The sequence below is a fragment of the Pseudomonas sp. EU05-FHT14B02 genome (assembly GCF_058791055.1).
The window spans coordinates 19341-40310 of the sequence record NZ_JBYTDD010000033.1 but is presented as its reverse complement, the minus strand read 5'-3'; the positions used below and the strand labels follow the sequence as shown (position 1 = coordinate 40310).

16 protein-coding genes are annotated in these 20970 nt (G+C 54.6%); all 16 read right to left on the bottom strand.

Annotated features, from left to right (window positions below; genetic code table 11):
• Nucleotides 1–187: 187 nt before the first annotated feature.
• Nucleotides 188–907 (bottom strand): nuclease-related domain-containing protein, encoded by a 720-nt coding sequence (locus AC3WTM_RS24995; protein ID WP_256585967.1) that lies wholly within the window; start codon nt 905–907, stop codon nt 188–190.
• Nucleotides 908–943: 36 nt separating this feature from the next.
• Entirely contained in the window at nt 944–1996 is a 1053-nt protein-coding gene (locus tag AC3WTM_RS24990) for a TraU family protein (protein ID WP_102685517.1), read from the bottom strand.
• A complete protein-coding gene (locus AC3WTM_RS24985) occupies nt 1983–3224 on the bottom strand; it encodes a TrbC family F-type conjugative pilus assembly protein (RefSeq protein ID WP_102685516.1) in 1242 nt (413 codons plus the stop codon). The genes AC3WTM_RS24990 and AC3WTM_RS24985 overlap by 14 nt, the downstream gene beginning before the upstream one ends.
• Nucleotides 3218–3790, bottom strand: a complete 573-nt coding sequence (locus AC3WTM_RS24980; RefSeq protein WP_102685515.1) for a S26 family signal peptidase — start codon at nt 3788–3790, stop codon at nt 3218–3220. Before AC3WTM_RS24980 ends, AC3WTM_RS24985 begins: the two co-directional genes overlap by 7 nt.
• Complete coding sequence (traC, locus tag AC3WTM_RS24975) at nt 3790–6255, bottom strand: type IV secretion system protein TraC (protein ID WP_013100910.1); 2466 nt, start codon at nt 6253–6255, stop codon at nt 3790–3792. The genes AC3WTM_RS24980 and traC overlap by 1 nt, the downstream gene beginning before the upstream one ends.
• 11 nt (nt 6256–6266) lie before the next feature.
• The gene (locus AC3WTM_RS24970; protein ID WP_102685514.1) at nt 6267–6980 is read right to left on the bottom strand and encodes a DsbC family protein; all 714 of its coding nucleotides are present in this window, start codon (nt 6978–6980) and stop codon (nt 6267–6269) included.
• A gap of 118 nt (nt 6981–7098) precedes the next feature.
• Nucleotides 7099–7443 (bottom strand): TraA family conjugative transfer protein, encoded by a 345-nt coding sequence (gene traA, locus AC3WTM_RS24965; RefSeq protein ID WP_013100908.1) that lies wholly within the window; start codon nt 7441–7443, stop codon nt 7099–7101.
• 140 nt (nt 7444–7583) lie between these two features.
• Nucleotides 7584–14978: a DUF4165 domain-containing protein gene (locus tag AC3WTM_RS24960; protein ID WP_102685512.1), complete on the bottom strand. Its 7395-nt coding sequence runs from the start codon at nt 14976–14978 to the stop codon at nt 7584–7586.
• Between the two features lie 130 nt (nt 14979–15108).
• On the bottom strand, nt 15109–15609 hold the full coding sequence (gene traV / locus AC3WTM_RS24955) for a type IV conjugative transfer system lipoprotein TraV (RefSeq protein ID WP_102685511.1): 501 nt from the start codon (nt 15607–15609) through the stop codon (nt 15109–15111).
• Between the two features lie 10 nt (nt 15610–15619).
• Entirely contained in the window at nt 15620–16936 is a 1317-nt protein-coding gene (locus tag AC3WTM_RS24950) for a TraB/VirB10 family protein (protein ID WP_102685510.1), read from the bottom strand.
• A gap of 12 nt (nt 16937–16948) precedes the next feature.
• Nucleotides 16949–17989, bottom strand: coding sequence for a type-F conjugative transfer system secretin TraK (locus AC3WTM_RS24945; protein ID WP_102685509.1), 1041 nt, complete (start codon nt 17987–17989; stop codon nt 16949–16951).
• 183 nt (nt 17990–18172) lie between these two features.
• Complete coding sequence (locus AC3WTM_RS24940) at nt 18173–18808, bottom strand: TraE/TraK family type IV conjugative transfer system protein (protein ID WP_102685508.1); 636 nt, start codon at nt 18806–18808, stop codon at nt 18173–18175.
• Nucleotides 18808–19095, bottom strand: a complete 288-nt coding sequence (gene traL / locus AC3WTM_RS24935) for a type IV conjugative transfer system protein TraL (RefSeq protein WP_013100901.1) — start codon at nt 19093–19095, stop codon at nt 18808–18810. Before traL ends, AC3WTM_RS24940 begins: the two co-directional genes overlap by 1 nt.
• Nucleotides 19092–19877, bottom strand: coding sequence for a DsbA family protein (locus tag AC3WTM_RS24930; protein ID WP_102685507.1), 786 nt, complete (start codon nt 19875–19877; stop codon nt 19092–19094). The genes traL and AC3WTM_RS24930 overlap by 4 nt, the downstream gene beginning before the upstream one ends.
• Nucleotides 19878–19964: 87 nt before the next feature.
• A complete protein-coding gene (locus tag AC3WTM_RS24925; RefSeq protein ID WP_102685506.1) occupies nt 19965–20612 on the bottom strand; it encodes a DUF4400 domain-containing protein in 648 nt (215 codons plus the stop codon).
• On the bottom strand, nt 20605–20961 hold the full coding sequence (locus AC3WTM_RS24920) for a hypothetical protein (protein ID WP_013100898.1): 357 nt from the start codon (nt 20959–20961) through the stop codon (nt 20605–20607). The genes AC3WTM_RS24925 and AC3WTM_RS24920 overlap by 8 nt, the downstream gene beginning before the upstream one ends.
• Nucleotides 20962–20970 lie beyond the last annotated feature (9 nt).

Genomic DNA, 20970 nt, shown 5'->3' with positions numbered 1-20970 from the left:
AGGAGAGTCATTATGCTTGATGATCTTACGTCAACACCGGCAAGAACCAGTAGAAGACGCATACAAGCGACGGATCAGCCTCCTCCCCGCGAAGCCATCCCACTGTGGGCAGAAGAGCTGGCCACCCACGAATCGCTTGAAGCGCCACCAGAGGCAGTATTTTGGGATACGGTCGCAATCATCTCTGTCACTGCTGCTGTTCTTGTTGGGGTGGCGATAGGTGTTCCTCTCGGGGTCTATCTTCATGGCACGTTGTAGATCCATCCTCGCCTCGGCGCTTCAGCTTTTCGACATGCCGTCTTGCAGCCCAATACCCTCCCTTGATTCTGCGCTCGCTCAGCGCCCGGCAAATTGACACCACATGGCCCCGAGTAAAAACCGGGGCTTTGTAGGACTGGATTTTACGAATCACGCCCCAAATGCTGTAGACCCGCTCAGGCATTCCATAAGTGAAGCTGGCCTGCCCTGCCATCACTGCGTAGCTGTGGATTTTCTGAGAGTGGACTCCGGTGACCTTCTGAACTGCCTTCACGTGTGCATAGTTCTGCATCAGCGGGTTTTGCACGCGATATTTCCTTCGGCCGACGATCTGCAACCAGCTCTCGGGGGCTTCTGGGTAGGTAATGATCTTTCCCTTGAAACACTTCGTTTCCAGGACAAAGATCCCGTAGCGCGACACGATAATGTGGTCAACCTGTGTCGACTCTCCCCTTGTCTTGCCGCGATAGATCGCGTTGGCGAACACTTTGTATTCGCCACTGAGGCATAGGCGGAGCATGAAGTTCACCTTGTACTCACCCCACCACCCTCGGTAGGCCGGGAATTCAAGTAGACGAACGTGGGCGATGCCCGCGAGAATCCCCAGAATAAAAACCGGGGGTAGGTACAGCATTAGAAAGTCATTCATACCATCGCAAATCCGCCCTTACGGGCGGATTCTCCATTAGAGCTTCGAGCAGCAATCTGTCCATCGCCAGAACATGTACATGGCATCGTTCCCTGTACCTGGAACATGCCGACTAGGCCCACCCTCCCAAGTCTGCGGCGGTTCTCCGAGCCACATTGCTCTGCTGTTCTGCGACTTTGGCCAAAACTGGGTCACTTTGTACTGGCTTTTCGGAATCGTCGGGTAGATACCCGCCTTGCACACGTTTTCATCGCCCATAGTGCGACGAGCGAGGCCCCTGCGGTGTTGCTGAGCGATCACTCGCGCAGCCAGCAATGCTGTCGTCCGGTTTGCATCTTGCGCCACTGTTACGCCGGCAAACGGATAGATGCTCCCCCACGTCCCGGTACACCACCAAAGCGACTCCAGAGGCTCCTTCCGGGCGGTTACCAGGGCGGATTCGGCAGCACAGGCCGCAATGGCAATTGGATTTGCTACGGCCGCGGACTCAGGGTGCTGGAAGAAAGCCAACGTGCCGTTGTTCCAAGTCGGGTCGATCTCAGTGAAAGAGATGATATCGAGGTCGAGATAACCGTCCGGGTTGCATTTGGTAGGCGTGTAGAGATCGAGGATCTGAAGTAGCGGGAATGCATACAGATGGGCGTGGTAGAACGAACCGGCAGCCTGACCTGTCTGGGTGCTGTTGTCCTGCCGAAGCCGGCCATAGCTGCGCTTGTTGCCAAGCGGCAGCGTTACACCACCTAGGGTTGGCGAGCAGCCGGGCTTACGGACAGTTTCAACCATCCGTGCTGGCTCCCACATTGCCGTGATGATTCCGGGCTTGTAGATCGAGGACGAGCCTTGCTGGCAGATGCAGAAGACCATTTTTGTAGCCTTCGCGGGGGCTGTGCCGGGGGTTATTTGCACACCAGAAACACGAATTGGGAAAAGGCACGCCCAGCAGATGTCGGTGAACAGCTTCGGACCAAAAAGGCCAGAGTCCTCACACATCACCTCTCCGGAAGAGGACGCCTCAGCCGCTACCCCTGGCAGGGAAAACATGCCTGCAATCACCAGAATTGCGGCGGTTATTACCTTATTGATGCTCATGATTGGCCTCCTCGAAGGCTGTTTGAGCAACCTCGCGGACGATAAAGTTTTTGGTGTCGGCTGTTACGACAGATGGGGCTCGAAGGATTTGGAAGCGCTCCGCCATGTCAGGCGGCAGCAGGTACAAGGGCGCATCCAGGCTGTCTTGAACGCTGTTGAACAGATCCCAACCAGAGGCAGTGGGAATCTGAGTCGCCATCACCGTGACGGTCAGATTTGCCCCATGGTCTGCATATTCACGCCTGGCCAGGGCAACCTGCCAAGGCTGCGTCGGATCAATCACGACCAGTTTCTGGTCAAACGGCATCATGTCGAGTGGATTGATCCTCCCCGCCTTCTGAACAACCCTTCCTTGGCTGTCGAGGATGTCATTAGGAACGATGACAGATGCGTCGACGAGACGTGTCGCACTCTCCGTTACCGGCGGCAATGGGTGCCCTTTGTGGTTATCCCAAAATCGAGCGATCGCTCGCTTCTTCATGGCGTCGGTGTCCAGCTCTGCGATGCGCTGTTTCGCAACCTCCATGAGGTCTGGCTCGATGATTTCCTGTGTAGTGCCAATAGTGCCTAGATCCCCACGCTTACCATCCTTAACGGCCCCCTCGATATAGCTGACAGAGGACGAACCAGCAGCTTTAGCGATCAATGCATCATTCGGTGCTTCGAGAGCGACGGTGGGGACGGCTGAAACGCTATGACGCTGGAATGCGAGAGGATCGAGCAGAACACTCACAGTGCTTTGCGTCTCTTGCGTGAGGAGGTGCATTTTGGTCACAGCATCGCTCATCGACATACCATCAGGGATGCCTCGAAAAACGATGCCAACACCAGGCAGTCCGTCAAAGGACAGCAGTATGTCTTTGAGGGCAGTGGCTCCCATCGACCACGACACGAATATTAGAGTGCGGTTTCCATCGCCCAGGGGATGTTTTTTCTCGCGATCTGAGCCATCTGCGCTGGCGAGTGCTGACTCGTTCTGCAGGGACTCCTCATCACTGCCTTGAGCGATCGCCTTTTCGGCCATCTCACCCACCCAACTCATGTCATCGCGGCCGCTTACTTCATCGCGTGCCGCTTTCGCATTTCGGCTGATTTCCCTGACCTGCTCGAGGAGCGCCGGATCGAATTCATTGATGTCGTACTTGCGAATGCCAAGGTCATCGCCGGCGATGGCCATCGTGCAGCCGAAGGCCAGCCCAATGCACATGGCTAGTTGCTTTTTCACCATATTGGATACGCCTTCCCGATGATTTGGTCCGTCGACGCTGAGCCCCAGTAGCGGGAGTCGAAAGAATCTGGCGTGCGGCCGAAGAACCAGTAACGGCCCTCGCCTATTTCCCCTTCCCGAACGTATTTCTGGGGATCAATCCCGTGCTGGTTGGCTACCTGAAGCCCTTTGCCCACGGACACGCCATTGATGGTTGTCTCATCAAGCGTGACCTTGGCGCGATCGCCAGGCATCCCCTCGAGCACCTTCACGATGATCGTGCCGTCAGCAAAAATCGGACTCAGACCTTTGGAGTGAAAGGCATAGATTTCCCCTCGCACCAGGTCATCCTGCTTTTTATCGATGATCCATAGCCTGTAAGGGGGCAGGCATAGGGAGTCCTGGCTAGCGATAGCGATCGAATAACGGGATGCCAGCAGCACAACGCTGCCGGCAACCACTGCGGAAAAGAGTAGGCCTTTGCCGAGAAAGGCTGCCGAGAGTCGCTTTGGAGCTCGATCTCGCTCAACCTTCGCCATTGCCCTTCGCACCTTGGCCTCAATGCTGAAGGGGTTCGACAACGCCATTACGCGACTTCCGCCGGATTAGAGCTGTACTCGACACCTCGGTCACGGAGCACGCGCAGAATTGCCTCATCCTGCGGAACGCCAGTGAGCGTGTAATTTCGGATCGCCTGCACATCTTCAGGTGCGGTCGAGTAGAGGAGGATCGAATATGGGTCCACCGTGAGGCGCACGATACCGGCCCCGCGGGGGGTGAGCATGAAGATCTCGGAGTAATGCCCCTTGTACGACTTAACAGTCTTCAGGATTCGATAGCCACCCTCTCCCAGCGGCAGACGCTTGTTTTCCTGGATAGCATCAATAGCTTCGGCCTTTTGACCGAGTAGGAGGGTGAACGCGGAGTTTTCAGCAATGGCCTGTCCGACTTTGTTCTGATAGAGGTCGTTGACCCCCTGGGTAATGACGATGGCACTACCCCCATATTTCCGGAATCGCCGGTAACCGTGCTCAATGAATTCACCAACGTTGCCCTGGGAGAGCAGCGACCAGGCTTCATCGATGATCACAATTTTCGGGCGGTCACGCTCACCGAGGTACATGTCCTGCTGGATTTGGTAGATCAGCTGAAGGAGCACCACTTGCTGAAGGTGTTGGCGGCCCTTCAGTTCCTCAAGCTCGAGTACGGTGAAGGGATTCTTGAAGTTGAGATTGTTCTTCCCGTTAAAGAAACGGCCGTACTGCCCCTTCGAGGTGAATGCGAAGAGCTGATGGCCAATGTCTTGAATACGCGGATCTGGGTCGCCAAGTAGAGAATCGGCGATGTTGTCGACGATCATCGTCTTGCCCAGCTCTTCCCAGCATTGTGTGAGGTGCCTTTTTAGCCCGGCAGTTTGGAAGTCGATCAGGGGCACGGTTGGGGCAGCCATGGCAGAGAGCAGCCCAACCAGGACATCCTCCTCCTCGCTGTAGTCCTCAATCAGCTCGAAGGGGTTGAGACAGAGATTCGACTCCTGGTCAAAGCGTGCAAAGTCGCCCTTGTACGCCTCAGATAGCTTTAGGTAGGACAGGCCCACGTCGATGACCCACACCTTCGCTCCAATGCTCAGATACGACGTGATGAGATAGTTGGTCGCAAACGACTTACCGGAGCCCGACTGGGCCGCGATCATCGCGTTGTAATTGGTGTCGGAGTCAAAGAGGTTGAAGCTAACCGGCTGACCGTTTCGGGAAATGAACGGGGCCACCTGGGTTCCAGTGCCCTTCCAATCGCCATAAATCGGCAGCAAAGGTAATGCCTGGGTGAGGCTCAATGTCTTGAACCGGAACAGCTCCCTCATCGCATCCGGGTCGGCACACATAGGCAGGGAGTTCACGAACACGGGCAGCACACAGAACTTGTCCTCCATGAGGCTGAAGCCCTGCGTGGCAAAATGGCTCTTCGCATTCGACGCTGCCTGAATGAGGTCTTCCCGGTTCCGGCCGAATACCACGAGGGTCATTGTCGCCTGTACGTTGGGAAGCCCTTTGTCGAGATCTTCAAACAGCGTGTCATAGGCTTCCTTCGTCTTCCGTAGAACGGGTACGAAATGCACCATCGGGCCGAAGCTCTGGTTGATGGCCCATTGGCGGCGCTTCGACAGCTTGTCCTTTGTTTCCAGCTGGGGAGGGAAATACAGGGTCATGTTGATGATGCAGTTACCCCGGATTCCGCCGCGCTGGGACAGAATGTCAGCGAGGTACTGAGAGGCATCGCCCTGCCACATGACATCAGGGAAGCGCTTGGCCGACAGCGTTTTTACAAAGCAGTCATCTCCGATCTGAAGGTGGTCTTTCTTCACGTCGAGGCTGCGGTTGTAGTCGAGGATCTGCTCATTCAGGGGCTTGTCTGTGTCCGCCTTCATGTCCGGATCTTCGCGCCACGATGCCGATGGCCCTTGGTTCAGGATGGAGGAGAAAATTTCACGGTAGGAATCGTTGGTGAGCGGCACGGCTGCCAGGTTGCAGCTGTCCAGCGAGGTTCGCAGTCCGTCGAAAAGCTCCTTCGCCGCGTTCGCTTCTGTCTGGGTAGGCAACGCATTGGCGATCGGAATTGTTACGGATACGACCAGGCTCTGTTCACGAATGCGTACACCTGAGATTGAATCAACTGGGCGCATGGTTCGGTCACTGAAATACTCGGCCCGCGCGTTCGTCACTTTCTCCAGCAAGGCTTGGGTTTCCACGGGAAGGTCAGTGCGGCCAGATTCACGGAAGGCCCGACGCAGGCGAAGGAATCCCGTCTTCATCTCATTGATATTTTCAGTGCAAATCAGGCTGAACTGGATTGTTGTCTTCTCAGGCCAGTCGACCGTCAAACCAGCCTTCAGGCGGTCGCCTTCATCCCCGTTTGAGCCTGAGAGCGGGGAACACAGGAATGCGAATCCTAGGCGGTTCCCTTCCAGCTGGAACAGGTAAAGATTCGGCTCGTAGGCGAGGCCGTTGATCAGCTTCGAGAGCCGCGGTGTTGAGCGGATAAGCGCTTTGAGCATTTCTGAATTCCTTAGAGGGTGCGATTCGATTCAATCCAGGCGCGCAGGCCTTCTTCAGGCTTGCCTTCTCGGGTCAAACCGTCATCACGAATGAGGAAAGGGACATTTCGAGCTCCAAGAAACTGAGCTGTCATCCGGCGCTTCGAGATCACATCGAGATCACACTGCGCGGTTGGGAGCTGTTCGAGAGGAGTTTTCATGTCGCCGGAAGCGCCGGCTTTCCACGCAGCAACCTTGTCTTTCGCGCAGAGGAGTTCTTTGGTGCGAATCGCGCTCTCTTGGCTGAGCAGCGGCAACATCAGCACGTCGAGTCGATACCCCTCGGGAAGGGATGAGCGGGCTTGTTGAATGATCTCTTTGCAGAAACCACAAGCAGGGTCGGAGAACATGGTGATTGCTTTCTCACCGTTGCCGACTGTGAGGGGGGCGAGATCCTTGAAACCGAGGTTGGTCTTATCCACTGGGATGTAGTGGGCGGCGATCCGAGCATCCTCGATGGTTTTTAACTCTTTCTTCGCCCACACGTCATAAACCGTTCCCTGGATGATGAATCGGCCGGTATCGCTGATGATGGCGAATTTGCCGTTCTTCTCGATCGCCAGCATTGCAGACGCAGGAAGCATCACTACCTTGTCTGCGTTCTTGTCCGCAGGGCTCGCTGCTACTGCGGTGCCAGCCAATGCAAGCAGCGTCATCGCAAGAATGGTTCGGGTTGGTTTGAACATGGGCTTACCTCCTGAGTCGATTCACCCAGAGTATTTGGCCCGGAAAAGAAAAGGCCTCTTTTTCAGGACGTTTTAGCGTCGGAAAAAGAGGCCTTTCAGAGAGGCGTTCTGACTGAGATCAGAAGCCTACAGGCAGGGCTTGGAGAGCGTTGGTGACTACAGCTGCTGCTGGGATAGTTGCCGACATTACCGACTCGATAACATCCGGCGCAGCATAGAGGCCAACACCGCCGCCAACGCCAGTAACGAACGGCATAAGCGATTGGCGGAGAACGCCCGCGCCGATGCCGGTGAGGATCATCAGACCGATCAGAATGCGGCCGAGGGTACCTTGCATCCACTCAGTCAAGGTAATCCACACGCTATCGAACGTATCGCCGCCGGTACCCGCGAGCGCGGTACCGGCGACCACCATTGCCGCTGCGATGGCCATCGTTTGGAGGGTTGCTTTGTTGACGTGCATTGGTCTTGCTCCTAGAGGTTGACATGCGCAGGGGCTGCGCTCAGGAGACATTTTTCGTGCTTTCCGTAAGCCTGTGTTTCGCTTTCAGGCGCATTTGTCGACGGAAATTAAAAAGGGCCGCTTTATGCGGCCCTTCTCTTTTACTTGTTGGAGACTGGAGGCGATTCCGCGCCGGAGTTATCGATACCTACCAGCGTAATTACCGGCTCGCCATCTGGATAACGCCACATTGGCACAGAGATGCTGTTTGAGCTGAGAGCCTGCTGCTCACCATTGATGAACCAAAGGTTTTTGGCCATGCGGCCATCTTCATCAGTACAAACGGCTTTTGCCAGCCAGGAGGTTCGACCTACCACAAGCTCCAGCTTGCAGACCGGGGGCTTATTCCTTGCCACCGAGATATCAACCTGGCCTGTTGCTGTGTGCCCCATTGCGCTGGCAACATCCAGTTTCACCGTATACACGCCCTCCTCTTCAAGGGTCGCTCGCCCATAGTCCCCTGAGCTTGATAGCGTCTCCCCGTTGAGACTGAACGTTTTGCTGAGTATCTGGTCCTTGGGATGCCCGCCGGTGATTGATGGTCGGATCAGAACGCCCAGCGGGGCACGATTCGCGTCGTTATCCCCACTCCAGGACAATTTCACATCCCACGGAATTGGCTCCAAAAACTCCATCTCTGTTTCGGCATAGCTGTAGTTGCCCCGCGAGTCGGTGATATGAGCACCGAATGTGTAGATCCCCGGCTCAGTCAGTCGAACGATGCGACTGGTCTGGCTGGAGTCCTTGATCATTTCGAGGCCGGCGTAAGGTGGGATATCCCACTCGATGGTCAAGCCCTCGAACTCTCGGAACAAGCCAAGAGAGCGAGCCGTCATGGTCAAGTCTGCCGGCGCATACTTGGCTGAGTATTTGGTGTTGATCTTCCACTCAGGCCAGTCGTACGACCAGAAAATAAGACGGTGCTGAGTTAGGCCCAAACCGCCTCGATCCTCATACCCATTGATCCAAGATCGGACGCTGATGTAGCTCTCTTCTTTCTCCATGTCCTCCCGAGTTGGGGTGTACTTCACCTCAGTGGAGTCGACGACTGTGCCGTCAGGCAGGATGAACTCACCATCCATTGTCATATCCATTTTCGGGTACGGCATCATCAAGTTGGCGACCCAGGTAGCTTCCTTTCCTACCTCAGGACGGCGCGGCCCGATGATCTGGACACGAGGCGGCCGGACGGGTCTAAACGCAACGCCTGCGCGGAGGGTTTTGTAGACGCGCTTATCCTCTGGTGAGTCTGAGTATTTCAGCCTGGCCGTGAGGTACACACGATCAGCAGAGTTGCGGCTCAGCCGGTAGGAGCCCTCCCCAGCGGCCCAGGTTTTACCGCGATCCTCCGACCATTCCACAACCATTCCGGTCGTATCGAGCGCATTACCTTTGAGGTCAGTGAGCGTGAACGTACCGCTATCACCAATAAACACGTTTGCTGGGCCTTTAAGGCGGGCAACGGGCACGACATAGGCAATAACTTCAACGGTAGGGGTCATGGATTTCGCGCCGCTATGGCGGTTCGTCAACTCTGCCCTCAGCAGATATGTACCCCGCTGAAAGACCATGCTGAGCCGTTGCGGCAGCTTCGCATTGGCTTCAACGTCCTCCCACGTCACGCCGCCGTCCTTGCTCATTTCCCAGCGCACGTCACCAAGGTCTCCTGACTGGTAGCGATCGTTGGTGACGGCGTAGAAGCTGCTGCGAAGAGGAGCTGGGCCGATAACCCGCAATGCCTGGATTGAACCATCGAGAGATTCGCCGTTGAGAACGGAGAGCACCATTGGCGAACCCGACTCCCGAGTCAGCTCGTATTCCGGCACAGGGGAGCGAACACGCGCTTCAGCAATGATGCGAACCGCTTTGTTCGTCAACGATTGTAGATCGATCTCAAACTCAACCTCCCCGTTCTCGTCGATGGGCTCCCAGTTTGTCATCGGCTCATAATTCACTCCGGCAGTTGTCGAAAGCAGGCGAATATCCCAGTCGCCCATGCTGCTCAGCCGATATGCATCCTCCATGTAGCGGGTGTCTTTGATGGCCACGCGGATTGGAAGGCTGACCGTATCCAGGACAGTTCTCTCGTCGTTGAGAATGACAGGGAGAATTTTGTCGTGAGGGACCGCCAGGAGTGACGCGGTTTTGGTCGACCTCATCTCTGGCAACGCGGTGTATCCAACGTCAACGGAGTATGGCGTTACGCTCCACAGGGGAGCCTCGACCCCCTCGATGTAGCGCGTAAACCGCTGGGCACGACCGTAACTCGGAATCGTAGACCGTTCGATCACTGCATCCGCCCGATTGATCGCCACGTCCAAGGAAGCTGCGATTGCAGTCACTGATGCGCTACCAACATAGCCGCCGAGTTGTGAGACCGAATACAGCCCTTCTTTCACCAGGTTGCTTGCCGGCATATCGATTTCGATTGCCGGCGGCTCGATCACGTTTACGGTGTGCTCTCCGTAGCCAATATCGATTTCCTGACCACTCGGCGTAAACATGGATGCCTTCCAGGAGATGTTGTTCGCGCCAAGCAGGGTCATTGTTCCTTCCGCGAGTGGCGTGACGGTGTTGCGTTGCTGGGCCATGCCTTCTGGCATCTGCATCCAACGGATAAGGCACGATGGGCGGCTCGACCATTGCTGAGCCGTCTTTTTCGCAACGCCTTCGTTCGCCGTTGCATCACACACAGGGCCATCCGTGTGACGGAGCAACAAGGAAAGTTGCTGCACCTTCTGATAGGCCTCTGCCGGTGCTGGCTTCAGGCCAAAGCGGATCTGATCTGCAACCGGAAGGATCTTCAAGTCACGAGTGAAGCTCGCAATCTTGTGCTTCACGCCGCTAGGGTCAAACACATAGGCGGTAGCCTCGATAGTCTGGTTTCCCAAAGAACTCCCGCCGGCATCCATCATCAGATTGGCCAAGGTACTAGCGTTGCGCCATTCATCGGGGGTTTTCGTCCAAGTGACGTAGCAAGCACGATCTTGAAGTGCATTTTTCGGCTTCGCGACAGCTTCGCTGGTCAAGATGCTGCATGCCCCATTGCTCGGGCTGAAGCTGATTTGAGCACGGCCGGACGCTTGCAGAATCTCCCATGCATCAGCCGTCAGTACGCCCTCCGGAGCCCATACGGTTACCGGCACGGAATAGACAGGGCCGGTCATATCGGCGCGACTGAGATAGACCAGCGCCTGGCCATCGACCCCAACATCCAGGCCACCTAAACGGGCCTCCAGCAGATCGGCAGTCATTTTCGTAGGTACCAGACGCATACCAGTGCCTTGAGAAAGCTCACGATGCTCCAGTGTCACCCCAACTTTCGAGTCAGGCGTGACGATGGCGATGATCTCGCCGCCGAGAGCCTGAATCACTTCCTGGTCGGGAATTCGGAGCGCATAGGCACCCAAACGAGTCGTCATTTGGTGCTTCACGGCCGGGATGCTCGGGGCCACCGAGGTAGGCTGAACTTCGCGGTCTTTGAACATCTCCCAGGCCGGCAAAAGCTTCAGGACAACATCTTGATCGACATAGAGGCCATCCTGGTCAATGGCACGAATCTGTACTGAGGTTTCAGCCTGGCCATCGGTCTTATAGGTGATGCTCATTCCCTTCACCGTCACGTGGCCATGTGCTGGCTGTTTGACGACTTGCAAGGTGTGCGAGCCCCAGTTGTTCGGATCGATCACTTTCAGATCGGCCGTTCCACCGATTCCTGCGTACATCTTCACTGTCGAAGGGGTGATACCCGTTGGTGCAAAATTGAACTGAGTAACAGTGACCTTCCCCTCTCCTTCTACACTGAGCCCTTCCTGATCCGTGGCGCTGAAAGTGAACGAATCTTCCCCATAGAAACCCGGATTAGGGGTGTACTCCATACGGCCATAGAACACACGGACAGTCCCGTGCGTCGGGTTCGTGAGGATCTTGAACGTATGGCTGTCCCAGAGATTGATGTCATGCACCTCAGGATCAACTTGGTCACTAACTTGCCCTTCACGGGCCTGAATGATTACTCCCGTCCAGGTAGGGGCGTAATTGAACTTCGCGACATTCACAACCGCGGTGGCTTCAGCCTTCATCCCAGACACGTCCTGCACGCGGTACCTGAACTCATCGGGGCCAACGTATCCAGTGTTCGGGGTGTAGGTGAACCCGGTAGGGGTCGCTACTACAGAGCCCTGGGACGGGCTCGACAGAACTGAATAGGTTTTCTTCTCCCACGCCGCCGGGAAATCCTCTACGGGAGTTGCGTCCACCGATGAGCTTTCGTTGACGCTGACCGTCAGTTTCGTTGTTACAGGCGGCTCTATTACCTGAATGACCGATTGCCCCTCTTCGAGGGTGATCTTTTTCCCGGTTGTGTCGTAGACGCTAGCCGTCCAGCGGATCGGATGCAGCCCGGAACGGGTGAAAACTCCTGTCAACTCAAGAGGATCGAGCGCTTTGATGCTCAGGTCTTTCGGGATGACCGAGAACTCAATCAAGCACTTCAAGGCACCGCCGCTCATGCCAGCACTCTTTGCCGCTGCGTCATCACCAGTGATCGAACACGTTGGGCCCGAGCGCTGCGTCATGGTGACGGATGCAGTCTCAATCGCACGAGTAACACTTTTCTCATGCAGCGATTGGATGAAGGTTGTTGAGCCGGTCGCAGCTTTGACGCTCAGTATTTCCTCACCGCTGCTCAGCAGTACCTTTTCCGTACCCTTGTTGAATACATAGAGGGAATAAGCGACCTTCTGCTGGCCTGCGTCGAGGACTCGCCCTGTCAGCTGAGTGACCGGGTGCGGTGCACCAGAAACCTCTACTTGCTGAAGGCCTCGGGGAATGCTCGTCCACTCAAGCAAGCAGATGGGCGACTTGATGGGATCGGCAGACCTTGCCACCGCGGAAGATGTCGTTAGAGGGCAAATGCTGCTAGCCGAAGCGGACAACTTTACCGTGGTGTCAGTCATTGCCTGTACAGGATTTTTATTGTTGATGCCAAGCGTGACCTTGGGCATCCAGGTATTGATATCGGCGTACACCACAGGAGCATTCGGCGCGGAGGTAGAAATGATCACACCATTACTTCCGGTAGCTCCCTGAGTTACCGGAACAACAGGTAGCGATATCTTACCGCCGGTACTAGTGAAGTTGAGTTGGCTAATCGTTACTGTTGCCCCCGGATTGACGAGAACACCGCCAATCTTTAGGGGTGTTGCTGCGTCAGACCTGAGCGTTGCCAGCAGATCATAAACACCAGAAACTGGCGTACCGTCCGCAAGCTTTAGCTGTTCGCTGTTTATCACCACAGAGCCATCGTTACGATTGAACTCTTTTGGCACCGCAGGGATATTAACGAGACCATTTACATGACCAACGATCCCAGCCATCTTAGGGCTGTAGAGGAACGTGGTTGAGCCAACACCCTTGTTCTGTTGTGAGTCCTGCGCATTGACTCTGAGCGTATAACTCTCTCCAGCCGTTAAGGACGGGAATAGGATCGGGTACTCAAGGCCATAGGTAGTAGCATTGAGCTTGCGGAACGAAAGAGCAATAGATTCGTTAGCCGGCCCCCCAGTCAAGCTAATCGATGTAATCTTTGGTGCGGGGTCTTTATTGTCAGTTACCGTAAAGGTGATTTTGTCGAGTGTATCAATAGAATCACTCACACCCTTGCTTACCGTAACAACTGGCTTTGTCCGATCGCTCTGAAACTTGAAAAGTGGTAGCTTTGTTATTGCGCCTAGATTTTCGCTAGCAACACCAACCAGATCATGGGAGCCTTCAGGCAGGGTTTTCAGATCGAACTCGTATTCAAAATATTCACCAGATGACGATGTGAGTTTTTTGGTAACGCTCAGTGCTGTTCCGCTAGTGTTTTCAAGCCATGACGTATTGTGACGAAGATAGTTTTGATACGCGCCTTGCTGCGGTTGCCTGACGTTGAGGGTCAGTATCATCTCCGAAGAGTTATAGGTATAAGACAGGACTGGCAGATACAGGTCGTTCCACCAGACGTCCGCCCATTGGCCAGTTGCATTCAACGTGCCGTCTGCACTTTTCAGCACGCCTTGATCATGAAGATATCCAGATGTGCCTTTGCTCAGCTGGCGGGTGACTGCGATTTCGCATTGGGTCTGCCCGGCAGGAATAGTACATGTGCCCATGTGAGTAGCCACTTGATCAAAAGGGCGTGCCTCGACGGTATACCGAACTTTCGTGATCGTGACAGGCAATTCCTGAGGCGAGACTACCCTGCTCGAATAGCTCATCCAGCCTTTGTCGCTAAAGTAATATTCGATACGGCTTATGACGGGCGTTTTCGGGGCAGACGGGTGCAATACTAAATCGTAACGGATAGTTCCTTGTGAGCCCCACTCGCCATAGTTAGAGAACTTGATGTAGTTAGTGTCCTCTGCTCGATATGGAAGCGACCCGACAAGGTAAACATAGGCCGAATCCTCGCCAACAATCTGGTTCTCTCCAAAACTGTTTGTGAAGCGTATACCTCCTTGCCGGTAGGTGTGCCAGTTGCTCTTTGGGATTCTCCATGCAAGCCGTATCGGATTAGTTTTGACATAAGATCCGGCGACATAGGGAACAAACCCCTTTAGTCCTGGCGCGAGAGTAGTTGATACACTTGGATCATACACACCAAACGGTTCAGTTGGCGCGTTGGCAATGTTGTCAAACATTACCTTCTGACGCTTGGTGGCCGTAGAGTTACCTGCTTTGTCAGTGACAACAAACTCCAGTCCAAATACCTCATCCAAATCTGAATCAGGAAAGAAATCTGTTCTGTACTGAATTGAAGCCGTTTTGCTCTCTTCCGAAAAAAGAACATTGTGAGCCTTATAAAGAGCACCGGACTCCCGATATACGTTAGCGGTGACCTTGCTAATTCCCGATGGGTCAGATAACCCATCCAGGACGAAGCTCGAATATGTCAAAGCATCGATTGCTGCAAGGCCGAGCTTCCAAACATCGCCAGTAAGAACGGGATCACCCCATGTATATGGGCGCGGGGCAAATGTCCCTGTTACTGGGCCAGCAGTATCAATGACGAGAGGCACATTCTCAGTCTGAACAACAGCACCAGCACTGGACAGGATTTCTGTTTTTACGGTATATCGTCCATCAGGTAGTTTTGGACTAACAAACTCTTCCGCGTAGTAGTTCTCGCCGTTGTATGAAATAACGTCGCTCGCACCAAGAACCTTTGAACTTTCCTTAGTGAACACAGGTGTGGCGGCACCGTTAGCAGTCACCGCTATGCGCAGTTTTCGGTCAATACCACCGCTTACCATGAACGATATGCCAGTGGAGGGGTTGATAAACCCTGTGCCTGGCTCCGTATTGGTTTGAACCCCTGCAATGTTCGTATAGCCGTATTTAACAAGATCGGCATACGCACCATTGATTGGCACAATGGCCAAAGCGATAGCGCCCAGAAGCGCACCACTCACTTTATTGAGGAACGATGGCCCTCGGGTCTTTGTCGTACCCATCGTGGAACTCCTTTAACTCGCGTTGGCAAGCGAAACCTTAGAGTATGTTTTGTTAGGTCTTGAAACGACCAAATGCGCCTGCTTTCGCAAGGCGCATTTCTGCTCAACCGCCGGCACTTCGTTTAATGTTCTACTTGGCAGAATTAGCCTGTGGCGGTTGAACGATTGTGAGGGGACGCAAGGTTGGTGTTGCCTGGGGGGTTCGTGCACCGATCTCCCAACGACGCGCTTCTACCTCGGTATAAATGAAGCCTGGAACATACAAATCGCCTTTCTCATCCTCCCACGGATCAACTGCAATACGCATGACTACAGCCTGCGAGCGGATCGGAAGAGGATTTCTTGCTCTCATCGGCATTGGAGCGTTGTCCGACCCCTCAGCGATAAGCACGCGAGTTGCGCCGGTTCCTGTTGATTTACCACTGTCGGCCTCAACGCCTTCTTGCTCTTGCTTCAGTTGGGTTTTGTAGTCATCACCTTCAGTTGCCGAATACACATCTTTCGCGGACATACAAGTAACGCCATTTGGCATGCCTTTACAGGCGTACTCACTTGAGCCTACGTTAAGAAGATTTGTGCAGCCAGTAGTCAATGCAGTAATTGCACATACAAGGATAATTTGCTTAATCATCATGATTCCCTTAATTGTTTACGTCATTGACTTTGAGAGTTGCTGCATTGAACTTAACGGTCATGCCTTTGTTGACGATAAAGTCAACATCGCGCATTGCGTCGATTTCAATAACAGGGAAGATGCTTTCAGCCATTTCGAGATAGAAGTCGGCGATTCGCTCAAGAGCCGTGCCAGCCCCGCTGAAACCGGCCGACTGAAGTGCGTTGCTATCGAATGCCTGCTCGTAAACAGGAGCAACGGTGTCGCCGTTATCGCCTGCGCGAGTGACGTTGATTGTCGGTACCTTTTGAACGTTGAACGCGCTTGCGACCCCCTGCATGAAACCAGCCATAAGGCTTCTTGCGAGGATTTGGCCCTGCTTGCTGACTAGACGGCCGCGGATGCCTGCCTTCCCATCCTCGCCTGTTGCGTAAGCCTCCAGGCTGGACTCCAGCACCGAACCATCATTGCGTACGCACGACAGGCGCTCCGCTCGCAAATAGGCTCTTTCCGAGCTGAGGTCACCCCAGCCGCCAGCGATCAGAAAGCATTCGCGAAAGTCAGCCCTGAAGCGGTTAGGAAGGATTGCTTCGTTCTTGATGCGGATCAGGCTCGGGAAGGGGTCGCGCTGTGCCTGCTTTCCAGTTGGCGCGTCCATACCTGTGACCAAAACGCCAGACAGGATCGATCCAGCGGGCAGGGTCACAGAAAGCTCCTCAGGCTTGTCGCTCTTCCCCTCGTCTTCCTTGCCCTTTATCACCCGGATCTTAGGCGTTTCCTTTTTCTCGCTTGATCGTGATTTGGGGTCTTCCGGTTGCTCAGGTGGAAGGTTCGAATAAACGTCAGTCAGATCTGCTGGCGAGCTTGTTGCTTTGTTGATGAATGCTGATTCGCGAGGGGGGATAGGGGATCTCGCCTGGGTGGCTGTCGAACTACTCGACGAGGTATCACCACCCTCACCAGTGCCTTTCTTTTCGCGTCCAACCCGCGCCAGCTCCTGCTGAAGCAGCTGGAGTTCTTGCTCCAGACCGCTCACTTTTTCTTGCGTATTTTTGAGCTGAACGTCCTTTTCTTTCTGTCCCATCACTCGCTCAAGGCGGTTTTGCTGCGCCTGTAGCTGTCGCAATTGGCTGGCGATGGAGTCCAAGCCCAACGCGCGTGGGTCTTCATCGGTGAGGATGGCCTCTACCTGTGGTTTTGCCGCTGCGCGCGCTTTGCGCTCGGGGCTCGCCGCGTTCATGGCGACGCCAACGATAGTACCGACGACCAGAACCGTCCCACCGATGGCAAGCATCAGCTTGCCTCTGGGCGTGAGTTTTTCGAGGAATTGCTGAATCGCTTTCACTGATGGTTCCCCTTACTGCAACAGGCTTGGACGAGTGGAGCTTTGCGGTACTTCAGTCGGAACCCGCGTGACTACAAACACTTCTGTTTTCTGACCAGGTTCAAGCACCTCATCTGGCCATGCGCTTACAGCTGCTCGGTGAGGGTGCGTGCAGGAGCCGTGATCGAACTCAACGGTTCTGGCCGACACGTTCTCGGCGGTGGCCACGAAGACTCGGAAGTCATGGCCCTCGATCAACTGCGACTTGCTGAAATCGAAGCTGAGGCTTGGCTGCGCACAGGCGGGGATCTTGTTGCCGCTGGTAAGCGCACCGAAGCTGTATCCACGCGGCAACTTGCCTAGCGCCATCTCGCGCATCAGGGAGCGAAGAGTGTCCATATAGGGCTGAGAGCGCTCCCACTTCCGCGCCTGGCCGCTGTAGTTCGTCGACGAGGTGATTGGCATTCCGCTCGCCAGCCCTTGTACGTTTTTTGCCAAGATCAGGTTCGCCTGGATGGGAGGCACGCCTTGAGGCAGCAACGTCAGGGAGATGGCGACAGACTCATCGTCCTCAGGGGTGACAAACATGGTCACCGGCTTCTCATCCTGAGTCGTGACGTAGATGACGTTTCCGCTTGTAGAAATTTCAGCCTCACTTACCGTCTGGATATGAGGGTTATCGAACGGCGTAACCAGACGGTTGATTTGGCCTCTGCTGATCGGAATCAGGGTGTTTGTGCCGCTTGCAACGACCACATCCTGACGAGACTCGACGGGCTGAACAGGTGTTGGCTTCTTCACAACGCTGGCAGGCACGCTGGGGTTTTCAGCAGAGCCGGGAGTAATGGCAACCAAACGTGGTTTCTTTTCCTCCTGAGGATCTTCCTGTCGTTCAGGAACGCTCTCAGGAGAAGGTGTAGGCTTGGCAAACGCTTGAGGCTGCGTGCTGGCTGCAACTGGCATGTTCATGCCTGGAATCTGGATCTGCTCCTGCGCAATAGCAGGCATTACGGCAGCCATAGCCATTACGAGCGCAGCTGGCTTGAAGAAATGGAGGGAAACTGGAAGTGACATCGAGACGACCTCTGCTCTGAGATGTCGTCAATTCTGGAGGCCATTCAGCCGCTTGAGTTGCGTTTTCAAGCAGCTTTTGCGTCTGAAAACGGAGGGGTATTTTTTGTAGCCGCGGACTCGCGATACCAACAAAAAACCCATGCCAAAGACATTGACATGGGCTTCTTTCGCCTCAGCTTAGCGCTACTGATTCTTTCTCTTCTCGCGCTCTGCTTGTTTCTCAGCCTTGCTGTTCTCGCGATCAACCACATCCTGGGTTCGAGCATCCCCAGAGTTCGTACTAACCCAACTCAGTACAGGCTTGTAGTCTTTGATCATAAGCTCGAACTCATAGGTTCGGTTGCTACGCTTTTTGTCGCCCGCCGGCCCTTCGCTTACGGAGCGACCAGTAACGTAGAACTTGTTCTCGTTGAGGTTATCGCGGAGCACTTTCTGCGGCTCGAAGCTCAGGGTCACTCGATCCTGGCGGATCTGATGAATCTGAGTATCGAGAACCTTCATCGTATCTTGATAGATCGACTTGTCGAGGATAGGCCCCAGGGCGTCTTTTACGACAGAGGCATTATGCGGGGTAACGTTGCCTAGCATCATTGCGATGTAAAGAGCCCATGCGTCGGCGTACTCCCCGGAACTTTGCGTTTTACTGACCCAGGCGGTCTCAGTCAGGGTAGGCGGTATCACAGTGACCACTTCATCCTTGTTGAGAGCAGAGCAAGACACCAGCAGATTGCTCAATACAAGGCCTGCAACGGCAATGCGCAAGAACTGATTTTCTCCCCGCATGCCATCGAACGAATTGCTAAGCGACTTAAAAAGCATCAGACGAACTCTCTCTCGTAGGAATTGGGCATGGATCGCACACTCTTCCGGCCAATAGCTCCCCAGTGCCAGTAAATAGCGTGAAGCAGATAGCCGTCAGGGCGGTTGTCGCAGAAGCGCCGATAGAAGCGGGCGAGCAGAAGACCTACCACTGTGCAAAGAATCAGCTGTGCCAGAAGAACGCCTGCGACCAAACCGATCCCTATCGGCATGACCTCATCCAAACGCCAAAACATCACGTGCGGCGGCTGGTCGATGTATGCCGGGATTTTGATTGGCTCACTCACTTGCCACCCCCTGCTTTGCTGAGGCTGGCTATCGCTTTGAGGATGCCTTCATGACTAGCGTTAGCACCTTGGAGGACCATCGACATACCTGTCTGGTTGTCCAGGAGCAGGGTCGAAGGGGTCTGTTGGATGCCCAGCTTAATGGCTTGATCGAGATCGCCAGTTACTCGCTCGATGGCCTGCTTCGAGTCTGTGCAGGCTGCAAAGCGCTTCCCATCCAGGCCAAGATCGGTCGCAAGAGACACGAGCGATTCCGAAACTCCCTTGCCGTTGCCACCGGTTTTATCGAACACCGTCTGGGTGTACTTCCAGGCAGCATCTGAGCCACCTTGCTCACCAGCACACTCGATGGCCAGGGCTTGTCGCCGGGAGGCCTCTCCAAGGGCTGGGACATGGAGAATCGCGGCATTGATTTGTCCAGCCGAAGACTCGATAAGCGCTTTCAGCAGGGGGAAGTGATCGCGGCAGTAAGGGCATTCCGTATCCGTCATCTCGACGAGCGTGTACCGAGCAGATGAAGAGCCATAGATCCAGTTGTCCGGAGCTGCGGGGATATCATCTTCTGGAAGCTGTTTGAGGTTATCGACAATCTCTTGGATCGCGGCGGGGTCAACTGCCTGTGCTTTCGCAACAGACAATTCACCCTCGAGGCTTTTGACTTGGCCTTGTAGCTGGCTCATGGTGGTGAAGTGGTAGTACGAGCCAACTACCAGAGCGGTGGCAAGGGCTGTGATAGCAATAGCAAAAGGGATCGTTTTCGAGGGTGTTGTTTTCGTTGCCATAAGGGTCAGCCTGTCGTGGTGTTAGGGGCATTCTGCGGATAAACGCAGCCTGAAAGTTCCGTTTTCAGGCGGTTTTATGGTCAGAATTCAAATGCGCTTTGGCAGGTTGCTGATCAGCACGGAAAGCACGACAGGCAGCATGATGACGATGAAGGTTGAGATAACGAGCGGCGGTAAAGGTAGAGGCATCAACACGCTGAGCACGATGAGCATTCCGCCCCATGACAGGACGATCGCGGCGTTGTTATTCAAGAACGGTGATGAGTAGTCGAATCCATGCCGCTTGGCATTCCAGCGCATCCAGCCGGCGTAAATGGCCGGCACCAGAACCGCGATCAGCAGTGGCAGCCAGTAAAGCGTTAAAACGATCCGGTAAACCATCTGGTAGATGATTTTCTGGACGGCCTCACCTCGGGACTCAAGATACCGAAACCACCAATCCACGTTCTTTTCGAAGGCATCCACGGTGCCGCCTCGAGGCATCAGCATGTCGGAGACAACCTTTTTTGCCCCGGAGTCGATGACAAGTGCCGAGTAGTAGCGATTGGTCTTTTCAAGCACCTTATCCATGTCGGAATCGCCAAGCAGTTCGATGCCCCATTTCCGCTCTTTCAGCATTACCGTATCCACCAGCTTGTTCGGCGCAACGGTTGCCAGCATCAGGATCAGGACGAAGAAGAACGCTATAGAGGCCATAACGCCCTTTGGCCACTTTTCTTCAAGCATCTCAGCCATTGATCAGGAACTCCCGGATAGGTTGCGGGACATTGGTTGTTTCGCACCACAAGACAACATCATCCGGTGCAGGGGCGTTGCCGTAGCTCGTGAGGATCTGGAGGATGTGGCCGAGCACCACCCGGAGCCGAATGAAGTCGCTGATGCCCTCGCGACACATACGCTGGTAGGCCACCAGCACATCAATCAGGGCCGCACCAATTACCTCGGGTTTATGGCCCGCCTCAAGCATCTTGAAGATGAATTGCGTGCCACAACGCCATTCCAGGTCAAACGTGCGCAGTCGAGTTGTTGAGGCCTCATCCAGGCCAGTGAGCCGCTGAATTTCTAGTGGAATCGAGACAGTCATTTTTTGCTC

What these genes read in the sequence shown, in the direction of transcription:
- AC3WTM_RS24990 (WP_102685517.1), bottom strand. Translation starts at nt 1,996, where the DNA reads ATGAGCATCAATAAGGTAATAACCGCCGCAATTCTGGTGATTGCAGGC.
- AC3WTM_RS24925 (WP_102685506.1), bottom strand. Translation starts at nt 20,612, where the DNA reads ATGGCTGAGATGCTTGAAGAAAAGTGGCCAAAGGGCGTTATGGCCTCT.
- AC3WTM_RS24980 (WP_102685515.1), bottom strand. Translation starts at nt 3,790, where the DNA reads ATGGCGTTGTCGAACCCCTTCAGCATTGAGGCCAAGGTGCGAAGGGCA.
- AC3WTM_RS24945 (WP_102685509.1), bottom strand. Translation starts at nt 17,989, where the DNA reads ATGTCACTTCCAGTTTCCCTCCATTTCTTCAAGCCAGCTGCGCTCGTA.
- traC (WP_013100910.1), bottom strand. Translation starts at nt 6,255, where the DNA reads ATGCTCAAAGCGCTTATCCGCTCAACACCGCGGCTCTCGAAGCTGATC.
- AC3WTM_RS24970 (WP_102685514.1), bottom strand. Translation starts at nt 6,980, where the DNA reads ATGTTCAAACCAACCCGAACCATTCTTGCGATGACGCTGCTTGCATTG.
- AC3WTM_RS24920 (WP_013100898.1), bottom strand. Translation starts at nt 20,961, where the DNA reads ATGACTGTCTCGATTCCACTAGAAATTCAGCGGCTCACTGGCCTGGAT.
- traA (WP_013100908.1), bottom strand. Translation starts at nt 7,443, where the DNA reads ATGCACGTCAACAAAGCAACCCTCCAAACGATGGCCATCGCAGCGGCA.
- traV (WP_102685511.1), bottom strand. Translation starts at nt 15,609, where the DNA reads ATGATTAAGCAAATTATCCTTGTATGTGCAATTACTGCATTGACTACT.
- AC3WTM_RS24930 (WP_102685507.1), bottom strand. Translation starts at nt 19,877, where the DNA reads ATGGCAACGAAAACAACACCCTCGAAAACGATCCCTTTTGCTATTGCT.
- AC3WTM_RS24960 (WP_102685512.1), bottom strand. Translation starts at nt 14,978, where the DNA reads ATGGGTACGACAAAGACCCGAGGGCCATCGTTCCTCAATAAAGTGAGT.
- AC3WTM_RS24985 (WP_102685516.1), bottom strand. Translation starts at nt 3,224, where the DNA reads ATGGTGAAAAAGCAACTAGCCATGTGCATTGGGCTGGCCTTCGGCTGC.
- AC3WTM_RS24940 (WP_102685508.1), bottom strand. Translation starts at nt 18,808, where the DNA reads ATGCTTTTTAAGTCGCTTAGCAATTCGTTCGATGGCATGCGGGGAGAA.
- AC3WTM_RS24995 (WP_256585967.1), bottom strand. Translation starts at nt 907, where the DNA reads ATGAATGACTTTCTAATGCTGTACCTACCCCCGGTTTTTATTCTGGGG.